Source organism: Duganella sp. GW821-FHT07G03 (assembly GCF_059418605.1).
In genome coordinates this window covers 54,938-75,682 of record NZ_JBWKQE010000027.1, presented here as the reverse complement: position 1 = coordinate 75,682, position 20,745 = coordinate 54,938, and the positions used below count along the sequence as shown (strand labels likewise).

Genomic DNA, 20,745 nt, shown 5'->3' with positions numbered 1-20,745 from the left:
CCTGGAGAGCAATCATGAACCTATCCCTCACGCCGGCGGCACTGACCAAGCCTGCAGCCGGTCCCGACCTCAGCGCCATCAAAGCCAAGCAGCAAACAGCCTGGTCCAGCGGCGACTTCGCCGTCATAGGCACCACCTTGCAAATCGTCGGCGAGTCGCTGGCCGAAGCCGTTGATGTGCGGCCCGATGAACGGGTGCTGGACGTCGCGGCCGGCAATGGCAACGCGAGCCTGGCGGCGGCGCGCCGCTTTGCCGTTGTCACCTCGACCGATTACGTCGCCGCCTTGCTGGACAAGGGAAAAGCCCGTGCCACGGCCGAGCATCTCGCCATCGACTTCAGGTATGCCGACGTCGAGAACCTGCCGTTCGACGATGCAAGTTTCAATGTCGTGCTGTCCACCTTCGGCTGCATGTTTGCGCCCGACCATGAGCAAACGGCGCGCGAGATGCTGAGGGTGACGCGTCCGGGCGGACGCATCGGCATGGCCAACTGGACGCCGGACGGCTTCATCGGGCAACTATTCAAACTCATCGGCGGCATCTTGCCACCGCCGGCCGGCGTGCGCTCGCCGGCGCTGTGGGGCACGGAGGCGCACCTCCAAGCCTTGTTCGGCGCGCAGGCCGAGCACGTGTCGGCCACCCGCAAGATGTTCAATTTCCGCTATCGCTCGCCCGCCCATTGGCTGCAGGTCTTCCGTGACTTCTATGGCCCGATGCACAAGGCCTTCGCCGCCCTGGACCAGGCCAGGCAAGGACAACTGGAAGCAGAGATCGTCGCCCTGCTCAAGCGGATGAACGTCGCCGGCAGCGGCGCGCTGGTGGTGCCAGCCGAATACCTTGAGATTGTGATCGGCAAGCGCCAGTGACGCTTGCCGCGGCGGCATGGACCATCCGTCAGGCCGCCGCCAAGGCATCACGCTTGCGCCAAGCCGCTGGCGACACGCCCTGCGCGCGCTTGAATGCCCGGCTGAAGGCGGCCACGGATTCGTAGCCGACGTCGAACGAGATGGTGGTGATACTGGCGTCGTCCTGGCGCAGCATCTTGCTGGCCAATTCCATGCGCCTTGCGGCCAGATACTGGATCGGCGCCTGGCCGACCGCTGCAATGAAGCGCTGGGCAAACGTCGATCGCGACAGCGCCACTTCCCTGGCCAGCGACTCGACCGTCCAGGCATGGGCCGGCCGCTCATCCATCAGCCGCAATACGCGCGCAATGCGGCGATCGCGGGAGCAGCTGAGCGGTGCTCGGCTGTCATGGTGCAGCTGTTCGGCGTGGCAACGAATCGCGTGCACGAGAATGGCCTCGCTCATGCGATCGCGCAGCGCGCGCGCGCCCGGCCCCGCCGCCGGCGAGGCGCGCAGCATGCCGCTCAACCATGCTCCTCCGCGCGCCGCGGGGATATGTATCAGCCGTGGCAGCGCGGCGATCAACGGCTGGCATGCGCGCGCGTCGTAGCCGGCGAAACCGATCGCGACGGCGATGACGCTTTCCGGCGCGGCCGCCTGGCCGGCCCACAACTTGGCTGCATTGGGCAACGCTCGGGCGGCCGGGTCCTGCAGCGCGACGCTGTCGCAATGGGGCAAGACCAGCGTGTCGCCGGCCGCCAGTCGCAGCGGGGCCGCATGGTCGACGTGCGCGACCACGGCGCCTTTGTCCACCAGGTGAAATTGCATGATCTGGCCTTCGCCGGGCAGGAACATCGCCTGCGTTTCGTGCATGGAAGGCGTGCGCACCCCAGGAAAATGGGGAACGTCGAGGTGGCGCACCACGCTGCGCCGGACCTGGAAAGTGTTCAACATATCGGACAGGGTGTCGGATGGCATGGCGGCGACCGGAAGGAGTAATGGTCTGCCCAGTGTAAAAGGGAGCGTCACGGCCGACATCGGGAGCGCCCCCTATTTTGCACCTGCCGCCTGCCTATTTTGCGAGGTGACCGCCGCTCGCCAGGTCAGCTCGACCTTCCCAAGCCGAGCTGGTTCGCCAGCACAGCCGCCTCGGCCCGCGAGCGCACGCCCAGCTTCCCCAGAATGGCAGACACATGGTGTTCGATGGTCTTCTCGGAGCGCGTGAACTTCAGGGCGATTTCGCCGTTAGTCAGACCTTCGCCCAGCACGCGCAGGATGTCGAGCTCGCGTGAGGTAAGTCCACCGAAGTTGGCGCTGGTGCTGGCCCGGGGGCCGCGGGATACGCCGCGCACGCCTTCCTGGCGCAGCCGCTTGCGACAGCGTTTCGCCAGCGTCGTCGCGCCCATCGCCGTGAAGCATTCCAGTGCGGCTTGCTGTGACCGCCCTCCCACCTCCATCAAGGCAAGCCCGCGCTCGTAGCGGCAACCCAATTGGCGCCACGCCTCGGCGGCCGCGCTCGACTGGCCGTCGAGCGTGCAGCGATAACCGCGCTCGGCAAGCAGGCCGGGATGGGGGCCGTCTGGCGCCAACCTGCGCCACCATGCCGCCAGTTCGCCACAAAACCGGCGGTCGCGGCGCGCCTCGGCCAAGGCATAGACATCGCGGACAATCTCAGGAACGGCACTGCCCTCGTCGCGCAACCATGCCGCTTCGGCGTGGGCGGCAGCCACCGGGCCGAGCCGTTGCAGTTCCCCCGTCTGGCGCGCCAGGCGGGTCGCTTCGTCGAGCGCGGCATCGGCGCCCGCTTCCGCCCGGTGCGCCCGCAGGCGGGCGATGACTGTCAGCGCCAGCATGCGCGACAGCGGCGCCAGCGCATGGCAGCCCAGCAAACCGGATGCCGTGCTGGCGGCCTGGGCCCAGTCGCCGCGCTCGAAATATACCCGGCACAGCTGGGCCGTGAGGTAGTGTCCCCACGCGTCGAGATCGCGCGCGGCGAAGTAGGCCGCCGCTTCGTCGCTCAGCGCCTGCATCAAGGGATAGTCGCGTGCATACAGTGCCGCGCTGACCAGGCCGATGTAGGCACGCGCCGCATGCTCCTCGTATTTTTCCCGTAGCGAGACGTCCAGCCCCCTGCGCAGCAGGTCCATGCCAGCCGGATCTCCGATCCAATGCTGGGCCGCCCCCTGGTTGATCAAGGCGTGCGCCACGACCTCCAAATCGCCCATCCCGGTTGCCATGGCGATGGCGCGATCGGCCCAAAGGACGGCTTGTTCCGTTTCGCCCGCCAGCATATGCAATTGCGACCTGTTGCTAAGTGCCCAAGCCAGCTCTGCGTTGGCCGGCATGCCTTCCAATAGCATGACGGCCTGGTTGGCATAAGCCTCTGCCCGATCGTTGCGGCCGGCGAACCAATGCAGGCGCGACAACCAGCGCAGCGCCTGCCCTTGCTGCACCCGGTCGCCAATTTCCTGCCACAGGCTCAAAGCGGCGGCCTGTGCGGCAATTCCTTCATCGAGCATGCCAACCAGGTAGCATTGATAGGCGCGCAGTCCCAGCCAGCCTGCCCGGTCCTGACGCGGCAGGCCGTCGGCGCAAGACAACGCTGTCGCATAGAGCTGCGCCGCTTCCCGGTGGGCGCCGGCCAGGGCGGCTTCGGCTGCGGCATCCGGCGCGTATCGGATCACCGCGGCGACGTCATGCGCCCCCGCCGCGTGGTGCACCAGCCGGCTCTTGGCGACACCGGCGCCGCAGCGCTCCAGGCAAGCGAGCACCTGCGCGTGCAGCGCGGCCGCGCACGGCGCGGGCAGGGCCTGCTCGACTGCGATGCGCGCCAGCTCATGGCGGAACACATAGTTGCGACGATCAGCCTGTAGCAGGCCCGAGGAAAGGGCGCCCGAGATCACGTGGCTGGTCGGCGCCAGGACGACGTCGACCACATCGGCCTCGATCCGTCCCGGAACAATGGAAGCCAGGTCCAGCAAATCGCGCACCGCCGGCGGCAGCCGCGCGGCCCGGGCCAACACCGCGTCGCGCACCGTTTCCGGCATGCAGTCGGCACCAATGAGCTGGGTGACGAAGAAGGGATTGCCCGCCGTTATACGATACAGGTCCGTGGCGGGATGTCCTGCCTGTCGCGCCAGGGTCGCCACCGCGTCTTGCGTCAGGGGCGGCAAATGGACGCGGCCGACGCTGTCGGCCGGAACGTCGCCGAGGACGGCGCGCAAGGGATGGCGTTCATTGAGTTCGTCATCACGAAAGGTGAGAACCAGCAAGACCGACGTCTGACGGATGCGGCGCGCAAGGTATTTGACAAGGTCAAGCGTGGCGGCGTCCGCCCAGTGCAAGTCTTCCAGGACGAAGATGACGGGGCCGGGTGATTCGCTGAGGCGGGCCAGCAATGCCGGGAACAGCTTGGCCCGCTCCTGCCGTGCCGACAGCATGGTCTTGATTTCAGCCCCCAGGGCGGCCGACATATCATAGAGCGGGCCGAGCGGCCTGGGGGAGAACAGCGCGTCGCATCCTCCCCAATACACCGACACGCCGGTGCGCAGCTCGCTCAGCCGTCGCACCACCGAGGTCTTGCCGATACCGGCTTCGCCGTACACGATGACGGTGCGGCCCTGCCCTTGCGCGGCCAGGTCGAGCGCGCTGGAGAGTGCCTGCAACTGATGTTCCCGCTCGACCAGTGCCACCATAGGAGTTCCCGCTCGTCGTTAATACTCGGCACACCGGCAAATCCACTCACTCCGTATAGAAGCAACGCCCGCAAGCCTGGCGGTAGCTCTCATTGCCGCCGATGCTGATCTGCTCGCCTTCCTTCATGCGCTTGCCGTCCTGGTCCACGCGGATGTTCATGGTCGCCTTCTTGCCGCAGCTGCAAATGTTCTTCAACTCTTCGATATCGTCGGCCAGCGCCAGCAGATAGGCCGAGCCGGGGAAAGGCTGGCCGCGGAAATCCGTGCGCAGGCCGTAGGTGATCACCGGTATGCCGCGCACCTGCGCCAGCTGGTGCAACTGCTGCACCTGCAGCGTGCTGAGAAACTGCGCCTCGTCGATCAGCAGGCAGGCGATTTTCTGGTCTATCAGGTCGAGGAAATTGGTGGCGGCGTCGAACACTTCCGTCTGCCGCTGCGGCCCCAGCCGCGACGTCACCTGGCCCACGCCGTAGCGGTTGTCGATGGCGGCGGTGAACAGGCGCACCTGCTGGCCCTGCTCTTCGTAATTATGCGCCACTTGCAACATCGCGGTGGACTTGCCTGCGTTCATCGCAGAATAACGGAAATAAAGTTTAGCCACTACTACCCCTCTTTGAAGTGCGGGATTATAAACCGCCCCTTCCGAAAAAGGCGCATACTTGCTTTTCCAGCAGCAGTGTAAAACCGGTATTTTTTTCGCATATACAAACTCGGAAACATTCCTTTCCAGCGCCTACAGAGCGGCCTACCATCCGCTCTTTACAAAAAAGCACGAGCGAACACAATTCGTCCGTGCCCACAGTTCGCAAGGAGAATCGCATGCCCACCCCCGCATTGTTTAAGCTCATCGGCAACACGCCACTGGTCCAGGTCACGCGCCTGGACACCGGCCCCTGCCAACTGTTCCTCAAGCTCGAATCGCAGAACCCCGGCGGTTCGATCAAGGACCGCATCGGCCTGTCCATCATCGAAGCTGCCGAGGCCGACGGCCGCCTGAAACCGGGCGGCACCATCATCGAGGCCACCGCCGGCAACACCGGCCTGGGCCTGGCGCTGGTCGGCCGCCTCAAGGGCTACCGCGTGCTGCTGGTGGTGCCGGACAAGATGTCGACCGAAAAAGTGTTGCACCTGAAGGCGCTGGGCGCCGAGGTGCGCAGCACCCGTTCCGACGTCGGCAAGGGCCATCCCGAGTACTACCAGGACTACGCCGCCCGGCTGGCGCGCGAGCTGCCGGGCTCCTTCCTCGCCGACCAGTTCAACAACCCGGCCAATCCGCTGGCGCACGAAACCACCACCGGCCCGGAGATCTGGGACCAGATGGGCCACGAGGTCGACGCCATCGTGGTCGGCGTCGGCTCGTCCGGCACCCTGACCGGGTTGACCAACTACTTCCGCAAGGCCGCGCCGCACGTGGAATTCGTGCTGGCCGATCCCAAGGGCTCGATCCTGACCGAGTACGTCAACACCGGCCACGTGTCCGACACCAGCGGCTCGTGGGCGGTGGAAGGCATAGGCGAGGACTTCATTCCCTCGATCGCCGACCTGAGCGGCGTGCGCAAGGCCTACACCATCACCGACCAGGAAAGCTTCGACAGCGCCCGCAGCCTGTTGCGCGCCGAAGGCATCCTGGGCGGCTCGTCGACCGGCACCCTGCTGGCCGCCGCGCTCAAGTACTGCCGCGAACAGACCACGCCCAAACGCGTGGTCACCTTCGTCTGCGACACCGGCACCCGCTATCTGTCCAAGGTCTACAACGACGGCTGGATGCACGACCAGGGCCTGCTGCGGCGCGAACCGCTGCACGACCTGCGCGACCTGATCGGCCGCCGCTACGACGAAGGTGATGTCGTCAGCGTGGCGCCCGGCGACACCCTGCTGACCGCCTTCAACCGCATGCGCAGCACCGACCTGGCGCAGTTGCCGGTGCTGGAGAACGGCAAGCTGGTCGGCATCATCGACGAGTCCGACCTGCTGCTCAAGGTCGACCACCACGCGGAACAGTTTTCCAGCCTGGTCGGCACCACCATGACCTCCCGCCTCGAGACGCTGCACCCGAGCGCCGACGTGCAGGCGCTGCGCAGCACCCTGGACCGCGGCCTGACCGCCGTGGTGGCCGACGGCGACGCCTTCTACGGCCTGATCACCCGCTTCGATTTGCTGAACCACCTGAGAAGGACTTTATCTTGAGCGACCAACATCTGAACAAGCACAACAAAGCCGCCCTGGCCACCCGCGTGATCCACGCCGGCCAATCGCCCGACCCGTCGACCGGCGCCATCATGCCGCCGATCTACGCCACCTCCACCTTCGTGCAGGACAGTCCCGGCGTGCACAAGGGCCTGGACTACGGCCGCTCGCACAATCCGACCCGCTGGGCGCTGGAGCGCTGCGTGGCCGACCTGGAGGGCGGCGCCCAGGGCTTTGCCTTCGCCTCCGGCCTGGCGGCGATCTCGACGGTGCTGGAACTGGCCGACGCCGGCTCGCACATCATCGCCGGCGACGACATGTACGGCGGCACCTACCGCCTGTTCGAGCGGGTGCGCCGGCGCAGCGCCGGCCACGACTTCAGCTACGTCGACCTGACCAACCCGGAGAACCTGCTGGCCGCGATCAAGCCGGAAACCAAGATGGTGTGGGTGGAAACGCCGACCAACCCGATGCTCAAGCTGGCCGACCTGAAGGCGATCGCCAAGATCTGCCGCGAGCGCGGCATCATCGCCGTGGCCGACAACACCTTCGCCAGCCCGATGGTGCAGCGGCCGCTGGAACACGGCTTCGACATCGTGGTCCATTCGACCACCAAGTACCTGAACGGCCACTCCGACATCATCGGCGGCATCGCCGTGGTGGGCGGCGAGCCGCACCAGAAGGAATGGTGCGAGCAGGTCGGCTTCCTGCAGAACTCGGTGGGCGCCATCGCCGGCCCGTTCGACAGTTTCCTGGCGCTGCGCGGCGTGAAGACGCTGGCGATCCGCATGGAGCGCCACTGCCGCAGCGCGCTGGAGCTGGCGCGCTGGCTGGAGCAGCAGCCGGAAGTGCGCAAGGTCTACTACCCCGGCCTGGCATCGCACCCGCAGCACGAACTGGCCAAGCGCCAGATGGACGGCTTCGGCGGCATCATCTCGATCGACCTGAAGACCGACCTGCCGGGCGCGCGCCGCTTCCTGGAAAGCTGCTCGGTGTTCGCGCTGGCCGAAAGCCTGGGCGGGGTCGAAAGCCTGATCGAGCATCCGGCCCTGATGACGCACGCCACCATCCCGCCGGCGACGCGCGCCAAGCTGGGCATCGGCGACGGCCTGATACGGCTGTCGGTGGGAATCGAGGATATAGAGGATTTAAGGGCCGATATTCGCCGTTCGCTCGATGCGATTTAGGTGCTAGTATCCGGGAATCGCGTAATCAGCCCGGGACCTTATGGAATTCCTCTTAATCATCATCGGCGTACTGGCCATCGGAGCGCTGTACTCGCTCGGCGTGGCCAGCGCCAAGCCGGTGACCGGCAGCGACTTTTACAAGGTGTCGAAGGATGGCCGCGTGCTGGCCTCCGGCGGCCCCAAGGTGACGGCGCTGCGGCCCAAGGTGACGCCGGACGGCTTGATGGTCAAGCTGCGCAACGGCCACCGCATCGGCGAGTTCCTGGTGCACGAGCTGGTGGCCGAGGCCTACCTGCCCAATCCATCGGGCTTGAAGCACGTGCGCCACAAGGATGGCAACCTGCGCAACAACAAGGTCGAGAATCTGGCGTGGAGCAAGGCGCCGAAGGTCGCGCCGGCCGTGGCTCCGGCGCCGCCTCCTGTACCAGTGGCGCAGACCCGCTATGCCTCACCTGCGGCGCGGGCCGCCGCGGCGGCGCTGGCCGCGGCAGCGGCGGATGCGGAAGCAAGCGCCGCTCCGGCCAAGTCCATCGGCGATGCCCTGCCCGGCGGTGCGCCTCACTCGCCCGGGTGATATTTGCGTTCCAGGTGCTTTTCCACGTCCGCCTTGTAGAACAACACGTCCTTGAATTCCCCGCGCGCGTACATCGCGGCCTGGTCGCTGAAATGCGGCGAGGCCGGATTGCCGCTCTCCCCGCCCGCCAATATGCTGCGCGCCTTGATGCGCGGCCCGAACTCCACCGCCGCCACGAAGCTGTTGCCACGCTCGCCGTAGATTTTTTTGGCCTTGGTCTTCGACGTCATACCCGAAGTTGGCCCAAACGCGGCCAGCGAACCCCAGTTGGCTGACGCGAACGCCACCGGCAAACTGGGCTTGCTGTCGTCGAAAGGCTGGACGATGTCACCGGTCAGGCGCTGGAAGCGATTGATCTCGCCCCACGGCGTCTGCCACGTGCCGAAGTCCGCCGCCAGCTTGGCCGACGCGCGCTCCAGTGCCTGCAAGCGCTGCAGCGGCGTGATCGCGGCCTGGATGTAGTCGAGCACCAGCACTTCGCGCGCCTTGGCCGCCGCGCCGTAAGTGGCCGACAGGTCCTGCGCCCAGAAGATCGCCAGCGATGTCGGCACCGACTCCAGCGAGTAGCGCAGGTCCCAGCCGCGCAGCGCGCCGATCTGCGGCGCCAGCCCGGCCTTGAGCGCGTCGCCCTCCGGCAACTCATTCCACGCCGCGAACAGCTGCGGCAGCAGCGGTTCGAAGGCCGGCAGCTGCGTGTCGTAAGCGCTGGCGATCAGGCTGTCGAGCGTGAAGTTCTTTCTGTTCTCCAGCACCCGCACCGCGTGGATGCCGCGCGGGTTCTCGGGATTCATCGACATATAGGCCGGATAGTCGCGCGCCTTGGGGCTGTACGCGCCGGCCGCCGTGTATGGCCAGTTGTTGGTGTTCTGGATCCAGCCGTTCTTCGGATTGAACAGCGTGATGGTGTCCTTCACCGCGTGCAGGCCTTGCCACTCGGTGGCCGGATCGCTGCCGTCGACCGGATGCTTCCAGTCGAACCTGGGATCGCGCTTGGGAATGAAGTTCCCGTGGAAGTAAGCGATATTGCCGTCGGCGTCAGCGTACACGGTGTTGTTGGACGAATTGGTGCGCAGCTCCATCGCCTTGTAGAAGTCCTTGTAGCTGCGCGCCTTGGTGCGGATATAGGATTGCGTCAGCGCCTTCAACGGCTCGTTCATCAGCCGCACGGCGATCCACTTGCCGTCCCTGGCCCGCACAATGGGGCCGTGGTGGCTGTAGTAGACCTTGACCACCTTGCTGGCCATGCCGGCCGCAGTCTTGTACGGCAGCGTGATATCGACCGCCTTCAATGGCCGCTGCTGCTGGCCGTACTGGTAGTAGAACTGGCCGTCCTGTTCGCTGATGGTCTCCAGGTATTCGTCGATGACGTCGCCGCCGCCGGAGGTGTGCATCCAGCCCAGGCGGTCGTTGAAGCCCTGGTAGACGAAGAACTGGCCCCAGGTCACGGCGCCGTAGGCGTTCAGGCCCTGCTCGCTGTGCACCTGCACTTCGGGACGGAAGTAGAACGAGGTGTGCGGATTAATCAGCAGCAGCGCGTGGCCGTCCTTGCTCAGCGCCGGCGCGATGGCGAATCCGTTGGAGCCGCCCGGCTCCTTGTCCAGCTCGATACCGTCGTCGCGCGCCGACAGCAGCACCGGCGGCGCCAGCGGCAGCCTGGCGCCGTTGGCGTACAGCTCCTGTAACTGCTTCAGGTCCACCGATTCGATGTCGCCGCCGATGCTGCCCTCGCTGAAGCTGAGCGCCATCCACGGCTCGAAGCGGGTGATCAGCGCCGGCTTCACCTCCGGGTGCGTGGCCAGGTAGTAGTTCAGGCCGTCGGCGTAGGCCACCATCAGCTGTTTCAGCCACGCCGGGCTGTGGGCGTACTGCGCCTGCAAGTCCGCCGGATTGATGAACAGCTTCATGCGCAGGTCGCGATACAGCTCGGCCTCGCCCTCGACCTCGGCCAGCCGGCCCATGGCGTTGATGTAGTTGAGCTCGACCCGCTTGAAGTCGTCCTCGGCCTGCGCGTACATCAGGCCGAACACGGCGTCGGCGTCGGTCTTGCCGTAGACGTGGGGGATGCCCCACTTGTCGCGCAGGATGGTCACGCGCTGGGCCGCCGCCTTCAGGCGCGCGGCCTCCGGCGACGGCTTGGCCGCCGGCGGCGCCGCCACCGCCGCACCTATCGTCACACTGGCAACACAACACATCAGGGCTAAGCTTGAACGCATCGACAGACTCCGGGCGGTGGGGGAACTACAATTTAACTGGCGTCGACCAGCTCCGAGATACGCAGTTGCAGCGCGGTGATTTCCGCCCGCAGCGCCGCGTTCTTTTCCTTCAGCGAGGCGTTTTCGGCGCGCAGCTCGTCGACCTCGGTCAGCGGCCGGCCGTACTCGCCGCCGCCCTCCTTGGCTTCCTTGGCGGGACGCGAGGCGGCGCGCAGATCGCGCACTTCCTTGGCGGCCTTCTGCAACTCCTTCTTGCCGCCGGCCACCGCGGCCACCTGGTCGGCTTCCGGCAGCGAGGCCACGGTGGCGGCGGCGTTGATCGAGATCGTGCCCGAACGGACCGCCTCCACCAGCTCCGGCGTCGCCGTCTTCTGGATTTTTTCGATCTGGCTGATGGTGGCGCTGCTCAGGCGCGCGGCGCGGGCGATGTCTTCGCGCGAGGTCAGCGGCATGGCGGCCGGCTTGACCTTGGGCGCCTCGCCTTCCGGCGGCGCGATGGCGGCGTCCTCGGCGGCGGCCTGCGCGGCCAGCTCGACCACGCGGGCGGTGACGATCTCCTTCTTGCGCAGCGCCAGCACGCCGCGCTGGTAGTCGGAAATGCTGCGGCGGCCCAGGTTGTTATCGATCATCCACAGCTTGACGTCGTCCAGGCTGCGGAAGCTGGTGTTTTCCGTGACCTTGAATGGAATGCCGTGCTGCTGGCAGATCTGGTAGCGGTTATGGCCATCGACCAGCACGTCTTCCCACAGCACCAGCGCGTCGCGGCAGCCTTCCACCAGGATGCTGCGCTCCAGCGCCGCGTATTCGGCCTCGGTCAGCGGCTCGATGTAGGCGCGCAACACGTCGTTGATTTTGATTTGCATAGTTATCCTCGAATTACCGGCGGGCCGGCGCCAATGCGCCCGGCCAAATCGCCGTCCAGCATGCTACACCATACTCGCACGCCGCCAAAGTCCCATGCCGGGATGTTCACTAAGGCAATCTTAAGAAAACTACATTATTATTCGTACCAGTCAACAAGCTTTCTCCGCCAATTGACACTAAGCCCCGACAGGTTTGCCGCCTGCTCGGGGCTTTTCCTTGCCTGGAAGGGGGAGGATTGCTTTTGCCCGTGCCTTGTTGCATGATTCATGCTTCCTCAATCAAGGCCTCACTATGATCCACTACATAATTAACGTGTCCTTTGCCGAAGCCGCGCCCGATACCATGCTGCGCTTCAGCATCGAATTGTCGAAATATAATATCGCCGCCGGCGTCAAGGCCGACGACGGCCGCGCCTACCACCTGCCGCCCGGCACCTTCACCTACGTCGGCAAGGAAACCATCAACGAAGTGCGCGACGGCGTCCACCGCCTGGCCGAAACCATCCAGACCGGCGCCTCGGTGCTGGTGACCGAGGCAACCACGCTGTCCTGGAGCGGCCTGAAGGAAGTGCCGGTCGCCTAAGGCTGCCGGCTAAGGCGTGACGGCGGGCACGGTCAGGGTGAAGGTGACGCCCTTGCCGCACGCGCTGTCGAGTTTGATGTCGCCCTTGAGCACGCCATGTGCCAGGTTGTGGACGATGAACATGCCGAGGCCGGAACCGCCCTGCCCCAGCTTGGTGGTGTAGAAGGGCTCGAACACCTTGCGGTGCAACTCGGGCGCGATGCCGGCGCCGTCATCCTGGTAGACGATCTCGACCTGCTCCCGCAGCTGCCGGGCGTCGATCATGATGTGGCCGCCGCCGGCGCCGAAGCCGTGACGGATCGAGTTCATGATCAGATTGCTGAAAATCTGTTCCAGGTCGCCGGGAAAGGCATCCATCTCGATGCCGGGCGGTATCCGTAAATCCACGCGCACTTGCGCATGCCGCATCGCCGTGCCCAGCGTGTGCAGGATGTCGCTCACCGTCTCGCGCAGGTCGAACACGCGGCGGCGCTGGCTGGTCTGGTCCACCGCCACCTTCTTGAAGCTTTCGATCATCTCCCCGGCCCGCTGCGCGCTGCGCACCAGGATGGTGCTGGCGTTGATGCACTCGTCCACCGAGGCGAACAGCAGGCTCTTGGTCAGCGTGCCCTCGGCCACCGACTTCGACAACTCGCACAGGCGGTCGCCCAGCGCCGACGCCATCATGACGATATTGCCGATCGGCGTGTTGAGCTCATGCGCCACGCCCGCCACGATGCCCCCCAGCGAAGCGAGCTTTTCCGATTCGACGATCTGGTCCATCGCCCGCCTTAGCTCCAGGGTCCGTTGTTCGACCCGCCCCTCCAGGTCCTCGTTGAGCTGGCGCAGGCGCAGCTCGCTCTCCTTCAGCGCCGCCTCGGTGGCCTGCCGCACCTTGCATTCCTGCCCCAGGTTCTCGGCCAGCGCCGACAACTCGCCGGTGCGTTCGCGCACCATGCCTTCCAGGTTGACCTTGCGGTATTCGATCTCCATGCGCTGGGCGTACAGTTCGCAAAACACCCTGACCTTGCTGCGCAACACCAGCGGCTCGATCGGCTTGATCAGGTAGTCGACCGCGCCGGATTCGTAGCCCTTGAACAAATGATTTTTCTCGTTCATGCCGGCCGTCACAAAAATGATGGGCAAATGGCAGGTCTTGGGATTGGTGCGCAACAGCGCGGCCGTTTCCAGGCCGTTCATGTCGGGCATCTGGACATCGAGCAGGATCAGGGCGAAATCGCATTTCAGGCTCTGGCGCAGCGCTTCATTGCCGGAGTTGGCGGCCACCAGCTCCAGATCGAGCTCCATGTCCGACAACAGGGCGGCGAGCGCCGTCAGGTTCTCGGGCCTGTCATCGACCATCAGCACCGGAATCTTGTTAGCGTCCACTGTGTTTTCCTTTGCGTCCATGCGCACCGGCCAAGGCCTGGAACAGCGCTCCCAAGCCGGCCAGCGGCACCACATAATCCGCCTGCACGGCAGCCAGCGCCGCCAGCGGCATGCTCGGACTGACGGCGTCGGCCGGGTCCTGCACCACGGCCAGTCCGCCCTTGTCCTTGATCGCCCGCAGGCCCTGGCTGCCGTCGGCGTTTGCTCCAGTCAATATTACGCCGATCAGGGCCGGGCCGAAAGCGCGCGCTGCCGACTCGAACAACACATCGATCGACGGCCGCGCGTAACTCACGGCCGCGTCCGTGTTCAGCGCCAGCGTGCCGTCGCGCTCCACCATCAGGTGGTAGTTGGCCGGCGCCAGGTAGACCGTGGCGGGCTCGATGCGTTCGCGCTCCTCGGCCTCCTTGACGCGCAGCGCGCAACCCTGGTCCAGCACCCTGGCCAGCGAGCCGTCCGAGTCGGCCGAAATGTGCTGCACGATCAGCAAGGGCCAGGGCAGATCGGCCGGCAAGGTCCCCAGCAACAGCTTGAGCGCGCTGACCCCGCCGGCCGACACGCCCAGCACGATGGCCCGATATGGCGCGCGCTTAGGCATAGGGCTTGCGGTAGATGCTCAGGTGGGGAGCGAAGCGCTCGTACTGCACGCCCTGCGGGCGGCCATCGAGCCGCTCCTTCATGCCCAGGCACAGGAAGCCGCCCGGCTGCAGGCAATGCTCGAACAGGCGCAGGCAGCGGTCCTTGAGCTCCCCCTTGAAATAAATCATGACGTTGCGGCACAACACCAGGTTCATTTCGCCGACGTCGCTGTCGGTGACCAGGTTGTGCTGGACAAAAACCAGATGCTCGCGCAGGCCGGAGGTCAGCATGGCGTTGTCGTAGCAGGCCGTGTAGTAGTCCGCGAACGACCCCGTGCCGCCGCTCAGCTGGTAGTTGCGGGTGGCCGCCTGCATGGCCTTGAGCGGATAGATGCCCTCGCGCGCGCGCTTGAGGACAGCCTCGTTGAGGTCGGTCGCATAGATGCGGTAGCGCCCGGCCAGCCCGGATTCCTGCAGCAGGATCGCCATCGAATACGCTTCCTCGCCGCTGGCGCAGCCGGCATGCCAGATCTTGACGAAGGGATAGGTCTGCAAGAACGGGATCACCTTTTGCCGCAGCGCCAGGAAGAACGGCGGGTCGCGGAACATCTCCGTCACGTTCACGGTGATCCCCTGCAGCAGCGTCTCGAAGCAGGCGGGATCGCGCAGCAGCTGGGCCTGGGCCTGGGAAAACGTCGCGTGGCCAGAACTGGCCAGCCACAGCCGCAGGCGCCGTTTGAACGAGGCCTCCGCGTAGCCACCAAAATCGTGGCCATACACCTGGCGCACGCCCTGCAGCAGCAGGCCGATTTCCACATCCTCGATGGCGTCCGGGTCCATGGTTGCGCTCCTAGCGGCTGGTCCAGACCCGCAGCAGCGACATCAGCTTGTCGGTGTCGATCGGCTTGGCCAGATAGTCGCTGGCGCCGGCCTCCAGGCATTTCTGCTGGTCGCCCTGCATCACCTTGGCCGTCATCGCGATGATGGGCAAGGCGGCGTAGCGGCGCTCGGCGCGGATCCGGCGCATCGCCTCATAGCCGTCCATCTCCGGCATCATGATATCCATCAGCACCACGCTGATGGCGGGATGCTCGTCGAGCCGCAGCAGCGCCTCGCGGCCGTTGTCGGCCTCCAGCACCAGCATGCCCTTCTCGGTCAGCAGGCTGGTGAGCGAGAAGATGTTGCGCATATCGTCGTCGACGATCAGCACGGTTTTGCCGTCCAACATGGCCTCCTTGTCGATCGCGGCCCGTATCATGCGTTGCCGGGACGGTTCCATCTTGCTTTCGACCATGTGCAGGAACAGCGTCACCTCGTTCAGCAAACGCTCCGGACTCTTGGCGCCCTTGATGATGATGCGCTCGGCATAGCGCTGCAACTGGCGTTCCTGCTCGCGCGTCAGGTCGCGGCCGGAATGGATGATGACCGGTATCTGCCGCGCCTGCTCCATGCCCTGGATGTGTTCGAGCAGCTCGAAGCCCGACATGTCGGCCAGCCCCAGGTCGAGCACCATGCAATCGTAGCGGCCGGCCGCCAGCAGCGCCATCGCCTCGCGGCCGCTGGCGGCGATGGTCAGCACCACCTCGCGCTCGCCCAGCAAGGCCTTCAGGCTGGCGGCCTCGGCCGGGTTGTCCTCGACGATCAGCAACTGCTTGAGCGAATGGTCGAGCGCGCTTTCGACCGTGCCCAGCACCTGGTCCAGCTGGGCCGCGCTGACCGGCTTGGTGACCAGGCCGATCGCCCCCATCTCCATGGCGCGCTGGCGTTCCTCCAGGCAGGTGATGAAGTGGACCGGGATGTGGCGCGTCTCGGCGCTGTCCTTCAGGCTGCGCATCACGCCCCAGCCGTCTATGCTCGGCAACATCACGTCCAGCAGGATGGCGCTGGGCAGGTAGTGCCGGGCCAGCGCGATGCCGCCGGCGCCGTCCAGCGCGACCAGGGCGGCGTAACCGCGCTGGCGCACGAAGTCCATCAGGATGCCGGCGAAGTTGCGGTCGTCCTCGACAATCAGGATGCACCGCGCCCCCGGCTGCAGCGTGGCCCGGTCGTCGGCCAGCGCCGGCGGCGGCAGCGGCGCGGCGGCGGCCGGCGCGGACGGCGGTGGCGGCGGCGCGGACGGCGGCGCGGCGGCGGTCGTGTCCGCGGCGGCTTCGGCCGACGCGGCGGCCGGCGCCGCCAGCGGCAGCCACAAGGTGAAAGTGCTGCCCTGGCCCTCGACGCTGCGCATGCTCAGGCTGCCGCCCATCTTGCACGCCAGCTGCAGCGAAATCGACAGACCCAGCCCGGTGCCGCCGTACTGCCGGCTGATGCCGCCGTCGGCCTGCTTGAACGCTTCAAAGATCAACTCCTGCTTGCTGGCTGGCACGCCGATGCCGGTGTCGACGACGGCCCAGCACAACGCCGCCTGGCCCAGCGGATTGGCGGCCGCGTCGGCCAGCGACACCCGCAAGGCGACCTCGCCGCCGGCGGTGAACTTGATGGCGTTGGCGATCAGGTTCTTCAGGATCTGCTCGGTGCGCTGCATATCGAGCGACACCTGCGGCGGCACCTCCGGCGCGATCTCGGTGTGGAAGCGCAAGCCCTTCTGCTCGGCCGGCAAATGGAACAGGTCCTGCATGTCCGCGCACAGCTGGGCCGGCCGCACCAGCTCGTAGCTGAATTCCACCTGGCCCGCCTCCACCTTGGACAGGTCGAGGATATCGTTGATCAGGTTGAGCAAGTCCTGGCCGGCGCCGTTGATGGTGCTGGCGTACTCGACCTGTTTGGGCGTGAGGGTCTGGCTCTTGTTCTCCTTGAGCAGGCCCGACAGGATCAGCATGCTGTTCAGCGGCGTGCGCAGCTCGTGCGACATATTGGCCATGAACTCGCTCTTGTAGGCGCTGACCTTTTGCAGCTCCTCGGCCTTGCGCCACACGTCGCGGCTGGCCTGCTCCAGCTCGGCATGCTTGAGGCGCAGCTGTTCGCGCTGGGCTTCCAGCAAATCGGCGCGTTCGGCCAGCTCCTCGTTGGTTTGCTGCAGCTCTTCCTGCTGCACCCGCAACTCCTCGGCCTGCTGCTCGGTCTCGACCAGCAAGCCCTTGGTGCGCTGGCGCGATTGATTGACTTCGAAACCGACCGCCAGCGCCTCGCGCACCGATTCCAGCAAAGCCAGCTCGGCCGTCCGGAAGGCGCGGAAGGCCGCCAGCTCGATGGCGCCCACCAGATTGTCGCCGTGCAGCAGCGGCACCAGCATCAGGTTGCCGGGGTCGGCGTGGCCCAGCGCCGACCCCACCGGCAGATAGCCGGCCGGCACATTGTCCACCAGCAGGATGCGGCGTTCCCGCACAGCCTGGCCCAGCAAGCCGTCGCCGCTGGCGATGCGCGCGCCCATGTCGATGCCGGCCGGCAGCGCGTACGCCGCCGCCAGATAAAACTGCTGGCTTTGCTCGTCATGCAGGAAGAAGGCGCCGACGCCGGCGCCGGTGCGCGTGGCCAGGTAGCACAAGACTTTTTCGGCCAGCCAGGCGGTCTCCTGCTCGCCGCGCATCAGCGCATTGAGTTCATTCTGCCCGCTCTTGAGCCAGTCGCGCGCCTGTTCCGCGTCGCGGCTGGCGCGCAGGGCCAGGCTCATCGTGCGTATCGCATGATCGAGCGCCAGCTGGGCCTCGCCGATGCTGAACACCGACTTGAGCAACTGCCCCACCTCGTCGCTGGAAATGGCGCCGGGATCGATGTCGGGCAGCCGGGCCAGCGCGATCTGCTGCTCCAGATTGCCGCCGGCGATGGCTTCGACCGCCTGAACCTTCTCGGCGCTGCCGGCGTTCAGCGCGCGCGCCGCGTCGAGCGCCGTCGCCAGCGGCCGCGCAATGCTGCGCTGATAAAAGAGCCGGATGAACACCGCCAGCAGCAGCAACATCAGCGCCAGCCCGGTCAGCACCTGATAGACGATGGACTGGCCGCTGGCCAGTTGCCGGCTTGAATCGACCTCCAGCACGCCGCGCACATCGCCCAGCTTCCAGTTGGTGCGCGGGCTGCCGGGCCAGCTGTTGTGGCAAGCGACGCAGGCCTGGGCCACCATCCGGTCCGCCATCGCCACCCGCACCACCGTCTTGCCGGCGATGGTCTCGACGCGGGTGTAGACCTTGTCGGGACTGCCCTGCAGAAAAGTCCAGGCATCCTCGCCGAACTGGTCGACCACGCGGTCGCGCCGGCTGGGGAAGGGATAGGGGCTGTACAGGCGCAGGCTGGTGCCCGATTCCTTGAGCAGCGCGCTCAGGTCCAGGATCATGGTGGCCGGCAGCGGCACGGTGTCGGGCCGCGCCAGATGGTCGAAGGAGACCCGCAGCTTGCCCTGCGCCATCAGCTTGGACACCACGTTGTCAGTGTAATACTTGCGCAGCAATTGGAACTGCCGCACGGTTTCCTGGCCGGCCTCGATGGCCTCATGTTCGGCGTTGCGCTGGATGACCAGCGGCAGCAGGATCGCCGCGGCCAGCGCGCTGAGCAGCAACAGCGCGCCGATGGGCACGAACAGCTTCCAGAACATGGAGCGCGACAACAAGGATCTCACGTGGCTACCCTCCCGCTCAGCACCAAGCGCATGCGCTGGCGCGACAAATTGGCGTCGAAGCCGACGGCGATGCTGTCGCGCGCCCGTTCGAGGAATTCCAGCTCGGCGTCGGTGTAGGCATGGAAGGCGCCGAGCTCCAGCACGCCGACCAGCGTCTCGCCGTGCAGCAGCGGCACGGCGCTGACGTTGCGCGGCGCCGCCGCGCCCAGGCCGGAGGCGATGCTGACGTAGTCCGGCGGCACCTGGTCGATGCAGATGCAGCAGCGCTCCAGCGCGGCCTGGCCGGCCAGGCCCTGGCCCAGCGCGAAGCGCTCGCCCAGCGCCTTACGGCGGGTGTAGGCGTAGCTGGCGCACAGGTACAGCTGCTGGGCGGCGGCGTCGTACAGATAAAAGGCGCCGACCTGGGCCTGCAGCCGGTTCGCCAGGCACAGCAGCACCTGCTCGGCCATCGGTCCGGTCTCGTGCTCGCCGCGCATCAAGTCGCTCAACTCATTGAGGCCCGACTTGAGCCAGTCGCGGGCGCTCTCGGCCGCGCTGTTGGCGCGCAGCGCCACCGTCATCTGCCCGAACGCCAGGTCGAGCGCGCGCTGCACCTCGCTCATGCGGAGCACCGAACGCAGCAGCTCGCCCACTTCATCGCCGGGAATCTCGTCGGGCGCGAGCGCGGGCGCGGCGGCCGGCACCAGGTCGCGCGTCAGGTCGCCGCCGGCGATGGCCTCGGTGACGGCGATCTTGTCGGCCGCGCCGGCGGTCATGGCGCGCGCCAGGTCCAGCGCCACGCCCAGCGGCGCCGTCACCGAACGCACGATGCGCCGCCCCAGCACCACGGCCAGCAGGGCCAGCAGCACAATCGCGCCCATCAGCGAGTTGGCGCTGCGGGTCAGGCGCTGGGCGCGCTGCATCAGCGACGCGCTCAACTGGTCGAGCACCAGTTCGCTCACGCGGTACTGGCCGTCGATGGTCTCGCTGTACAGGCGATAGTATTCGAGCGAGGGGAAGCGCAGCTGCTCCGGCGCGATGATCTGTTCCTGCGCCAGTTGCAGCACCTGGGCGCCAGCATTGCGGTTGGCCTGCACCACCTCGGCCAGCGTGTCGCGCAGCGCCTCGTTGCTGCCGATCGCCAGCGAGAGGGCGTCATCGATGCTGTCGTAATAGTCAAGCGCGCGGTCGGAGCGCGAACGGATCAGCATGCGCTGGGCGTGATTGACCGTGTGCTCGACCAGGATGCCGCTGCCGAGGCCGCGCAACTGCCCCAGCGTCTCGCGCAGGGCGGGCGCGCGCACCATCGCCGCGTCGATCAGGAAATAGGTTTCCGGCTCGGGATCGAGGCGCAGCTTGAACAGGTCGGCGATCAGCAGCTCCAGCTTGAGCAGGCGCGCGATCAACTCCGTGTGCGCCGTGAAACTGGCCTCGGCCGACAGCGATTGCCGGGTGATGTCATTGCTGAGCGTGACCCAATCCTCGCGGATCCGCAGCCAGGCCAGGTTGACGCCGCGCTCGTCCAGGCGGCGCACCTGGCCTTCCACCGTGGCGACCGCCCGGTCGGCCTCGGCGTGCTTGGCTTCCTGTTCCGGCCGGATATCGTGAAAGCCGTTCAGGCGCATCGCCTGCAGCCCCCGGTGCTGCTGGACCAGCTGAACCAGCCGCAGCACCGTGCGCACCGGGGCGATGCCCTGCGCCTCGGTGCGGGCGATCTGGACCGCCTTGTTCGCTTCGAGGATGAACAATGCCGAGGGCAACGCCACCATGGCTGCCGCCAATAGCGCAAGCATGAAGAATTTTTGCCTCAGCAAAAGCCGATTCAGCCAGCCATTCATGTCCCCTCCCCGGCGCGGACATGGATGCCTGCCCGCCCCGCGCACCGACGCGGTTATCTCCGAATAATTATAGGGGTATTACTCTGCGCCAACTAGCTTATTTGACGCAAGTGTGGCGGGCGGCGGCGATTTATGCGTTGCGCTCGACTAGTTTCGGCCGGCCGCTTCGACGTAGACCTCGTCGCCGCAGCCGATTTCGCGCGGCGCCGCCGGTGCTGAAGTCCAGCGGCAGCGCCACCCGTATCTCTTGCAGGTATTTGTGCTGGGTGCACACCAGCGTGATGC

15 protein-coding genes are annotated in these 20,745 nt (G+C 66.4%); 5 read left to right on the top strand and 10 right to left on the bottom strand.

Annotation, left to right across the window (positions count from 1 at the left end):
* The first annotated feature begins 14 nt into the window (after positions 1–14).
* A complete protein-coding gene (locus AC07OK_RS26485; RefSeq protein ID WP_494693059.1) occupies positions 15–866 on the top strand; it encodes a class I SAM-dependent methyltransferase in 852 nt (283 codons plus the stop codon).
* 28 nt (positions 867–894) lie between these two features.
* Here the strand turns inward: AC07OK_RS26485 and AC07OK_RS26480 are convergent, their stop codons facing one another.
* From AC07OK_RS26480 to AC07OK_RS26470, 3 genes are all read right to left on the bottom strand, one after another.
* Positions 895–1,824, bottom strand: coding sequence for an AraC family transcriptional regulator (locus tag AC07OK_RS26480; protein ID WP_494693058.1), 930 nt, complete (start codon positions 1,822–1,824; stop codon positions 895–897).
* A 125-nt stretch (positions 1,825–1,949) separates the two neighbouring features.
* Positions 1,950–4,541, bottom strand: coding sequence for an ATP-binding protein (locus AC07OK_RS26475; protein WP_494693057.1), 2,592 nt, complete (start codon positions 4,539–4,541; stop codon positions 1,950–1,952).
* Positions 4,542–4,587: 46 nt separating this feature from the next.
* Complete coding sequence (locus tag AC07OK_RS26470) at positions 4,588–5,142, bottom strand: thymidine kinase (protein ID WP_494693056.1); 555 nt, start codon at positions 5,140–5,142, stop codon at positions 4,588–4,590.
* Between the two features lie 218 nt (positions 5,143–5,360).
* Between AC07OK_RS26470 and AC07OK_RS26465 the strand changes: the two genes are divergently transcribed.
* The 3 genes from AC07OK_RS26465 to AC07OK_RS26455 are packed head-to-tail and all read left to right on the top strand — an operon-like array spanning position 5,361 to position 8,489.
* Positions 5,361–6,728 (top strand): pyridoxal-phosphate dependent enzyme, encoded by a 1,368-nt coding sequence (locus AC07OK_RS26465; RefSeq protein WP_494693055.1) that lies wholly within the window; start codon positions 5,361–5,363, stop codon positions 6,726–6,728.
* Between the two features lie 11 nt (positions 6,729–6,739).
* Positions 6,740–7,915 carry a trans-sulfuration enzyme family protein gene (locus tag AC07OK_RS26460; protein ID WP_494693076.1) on the top strand — a complete coding sequence of 392 codons (1,176 nt, stop codon included), beginning with the start codon at positions 6,740–6,742 and terminating at the stop codon, positions 7,913–7,915.
* Between the two features lie 40 nt (positions 7,916–7,955).
* Positions 7,956–8,489, top strand: a complete 534-nt coding sequence (locus tag AC07OK_RS26455; RefSeq protein ID WP_494693054.1) for an HNH endonuclease — start codon at positions 7,956–7,958, stop codon at positions 8,487–8,489.
* Here the strand turns inward: AC07OK_RS26455 and AC07OK_RS26450 are convergent.
* The gene (locus AC07OK_RS26450) at positions 8,474–10,702 is read right to left on the bottom strand and encodes a penicillin acylase family protein (protein ID WP_494693053.1); all 2,229 of its coding nucleotides are present in this window, start codon (positions 10,700–10,702) and stop codon (positions 8,474–8,476) included. The genes AC07OK_RS26455 and AC07OK_RS26450 overlap by 16 nt on opposite strands.
* Positions 10,703–10,734: 32 nt before the next feature.
* Complete coding sequence (locus AC07OK_RS26445) at positions 10,735–11,565, bottom strand: hypothetical protein (protein WP_494693052.1); 831 nt, start codon at positions 11,563–11,565, stop codon at positions 10,735–10,737.
* A gap of 292 nt (positions 11,566–11,857) precedes the next feature.
* Here AC07OK_RS26445 and AC07OK_RS26440 point away from each other — a divergent pair, with 292 nt between their 5' ends.
* Positions 11,858–12,148: a hypothetical protein gene (locus AC07OK_RS26440; protein ID WP_494693051.1), complete on the top strand. Its 291-nt coding sequence runs from the start codon at positions 11,858–11,860 to the stop codon at positions 12,146–12,148.
* A gap of 9 nt (positions 12,149–12,157) precedes the next feature.
* Here the strand turns inward: AC07OK_RS26440 and AC07OK_RS26435 are convergent, their stop codons facing one another.
* Genes AC07OK_RS26435 through AC07OK_RS26415 form a run of 5 tightly spaced genes read right to left on the bottom strand, consistent with a single transcriptional unit; the run spans position 12,158 to position 20,415 of the window.
* Complete coding sequence (locus tag AC07OK_RS26435; RefSeq protein ID WP_494693050.1) at positions 12,158–13,516, bottom strand: ATP-binding protein; 1,359 nt, start codon at positions 13,514–13,516, stop codon at positions 12,158–12,160.
* Entirely contained in the window at positions 13,506–14,114 is a 609-nt protein-coding gene (locus tag AC07OK_RS26430) for a chemotaxis protein CheB (protein ID WP_494693049.1), read from the bottom strand. Before AC07OK_RS26430 ends, AC07OK_RS26435 begins: the two co-directional genes overlap by 11 nt.
* On the bottom strand, positions 14,107–14,934 hold the full coding sequence (locus tag AC07OK_RS26425; protein ID WP_494693048.1) for a CheR family methyltransferase: 828 nt from the start codon (positions 14,932–14,934) through the stop codon (positions 14,107–14,109). The genes AC07OK_RS26430 and AC07OK_RS26425 overlap by 8 nt, the downstream gene beginning before the upstream one ends.
* Before the next feature lie 10 nt (positions 14,935–14,944).
* Complete coding sequence (locus AC07OK_RS26420; RefSeq protein WP_494693047.1) at positions 14,945–18,643, bottom strand: response regulator; 3,699 nt, start codon at positions 18,641–18,643, stop codon at positions 14,945–14,947.
* Positions 18,640–20,415 (bottom strand): GAF domain-containing protein, encoded by a 1,776-nt coding sequence (locus AC07OK_RS26415; protein WP_494693046.1) that lies wholly within the window; start codon positions 20,413–20,415, stop codon positions 18,640–18,642. The genes AC07OK_RS26420 and AC07OK_RS26415 overlap by 4 nt, the downstream gene beginning before the upstream one ends.
* Positions 20,416–20,745 lie beyond the last annotated feature (330 nt).

Bases quoted from the DNA above. Each gene is read 5' to 3' on its own strand.
- AC07OK_RS26445 (WP_494693052.1), bottom strand. From the start codon at position 11,565: ATGCAAATCAAAATCAACGACGTGTTGCGCGCCTACATCGAGCCGCTG.
- AC07OK_RS26465 (WP_494693055.1), top strand. From the start codon at position 5,361: ATGCCCACCCCCGCATTGTTTAAGCTCATCGGCAACACGCCACTGGTC.
- AC07OK_RS26455 (WP_494693054.1), top strand. From the start codon at position 7,956: ATGGAATTCCTCTTAATCATCATCGGCGTACTGGCCATCGGAGCGCTG.
- AC07OK_RS26415 (WP_494693046.1), bottom strand. From the start codon at position 20,415: ATGCTTGCGCTATTGGCGGCAGCCATGGTGGCGTTGCCCTCGGCATTG.
- AC07OK_RS26480 (WP_494693058.1), bottom strand. From the start codon at position 1,824: ATGCCATCCGACACCCTGTCCGATATGTTGAACACTTTCCAGGTCCGG.
- AC07OK_RS26450 (WP_494693053.1), bottom strand. From the start codon at position 10,702: ATGCGTTCAAGCTTAGCCCTGATGTGTTGTGTTGCCAGTGTGACGATA.
- AC07OK_RS26430 (WP_494693049.1), bottom strand. From the start codon at position 14,114: ATGCCTAAGCGCGCGCCATATCGGGCCATCGTGCTGGGCGTGTCGGCC.
- AC07OK_RS26440 (WP_494693051.1), top strand. From the start codon at position 11,858: ATGATCCACTACATAATTAACGTGTCCTTTGCCGAAGCCGCGCCCGAT.
- AC07OK_RS26485 (WP_494693059.1), top strand. From the start codon at position 15: ATGAACCTATCCCTCACGCCGGCGGCACTGACCAAGCCTGCAGCCGGT.
- AC07OK_RS26425 (WP_494693048.1), bottom strand. From the start codon at position 14,934: ATGGACCCGGACGCCATCGAGGATGTGGAAATCGGCCTGCTGCTGCAG.
- AC07OK_RS26475 (WP_494693057.1), bottom strand. From the start codon at position 4,541: ATGGTGGCACTGGTCGAGCGGGAACATCAGTTGCAGGCACTCTCCAGC.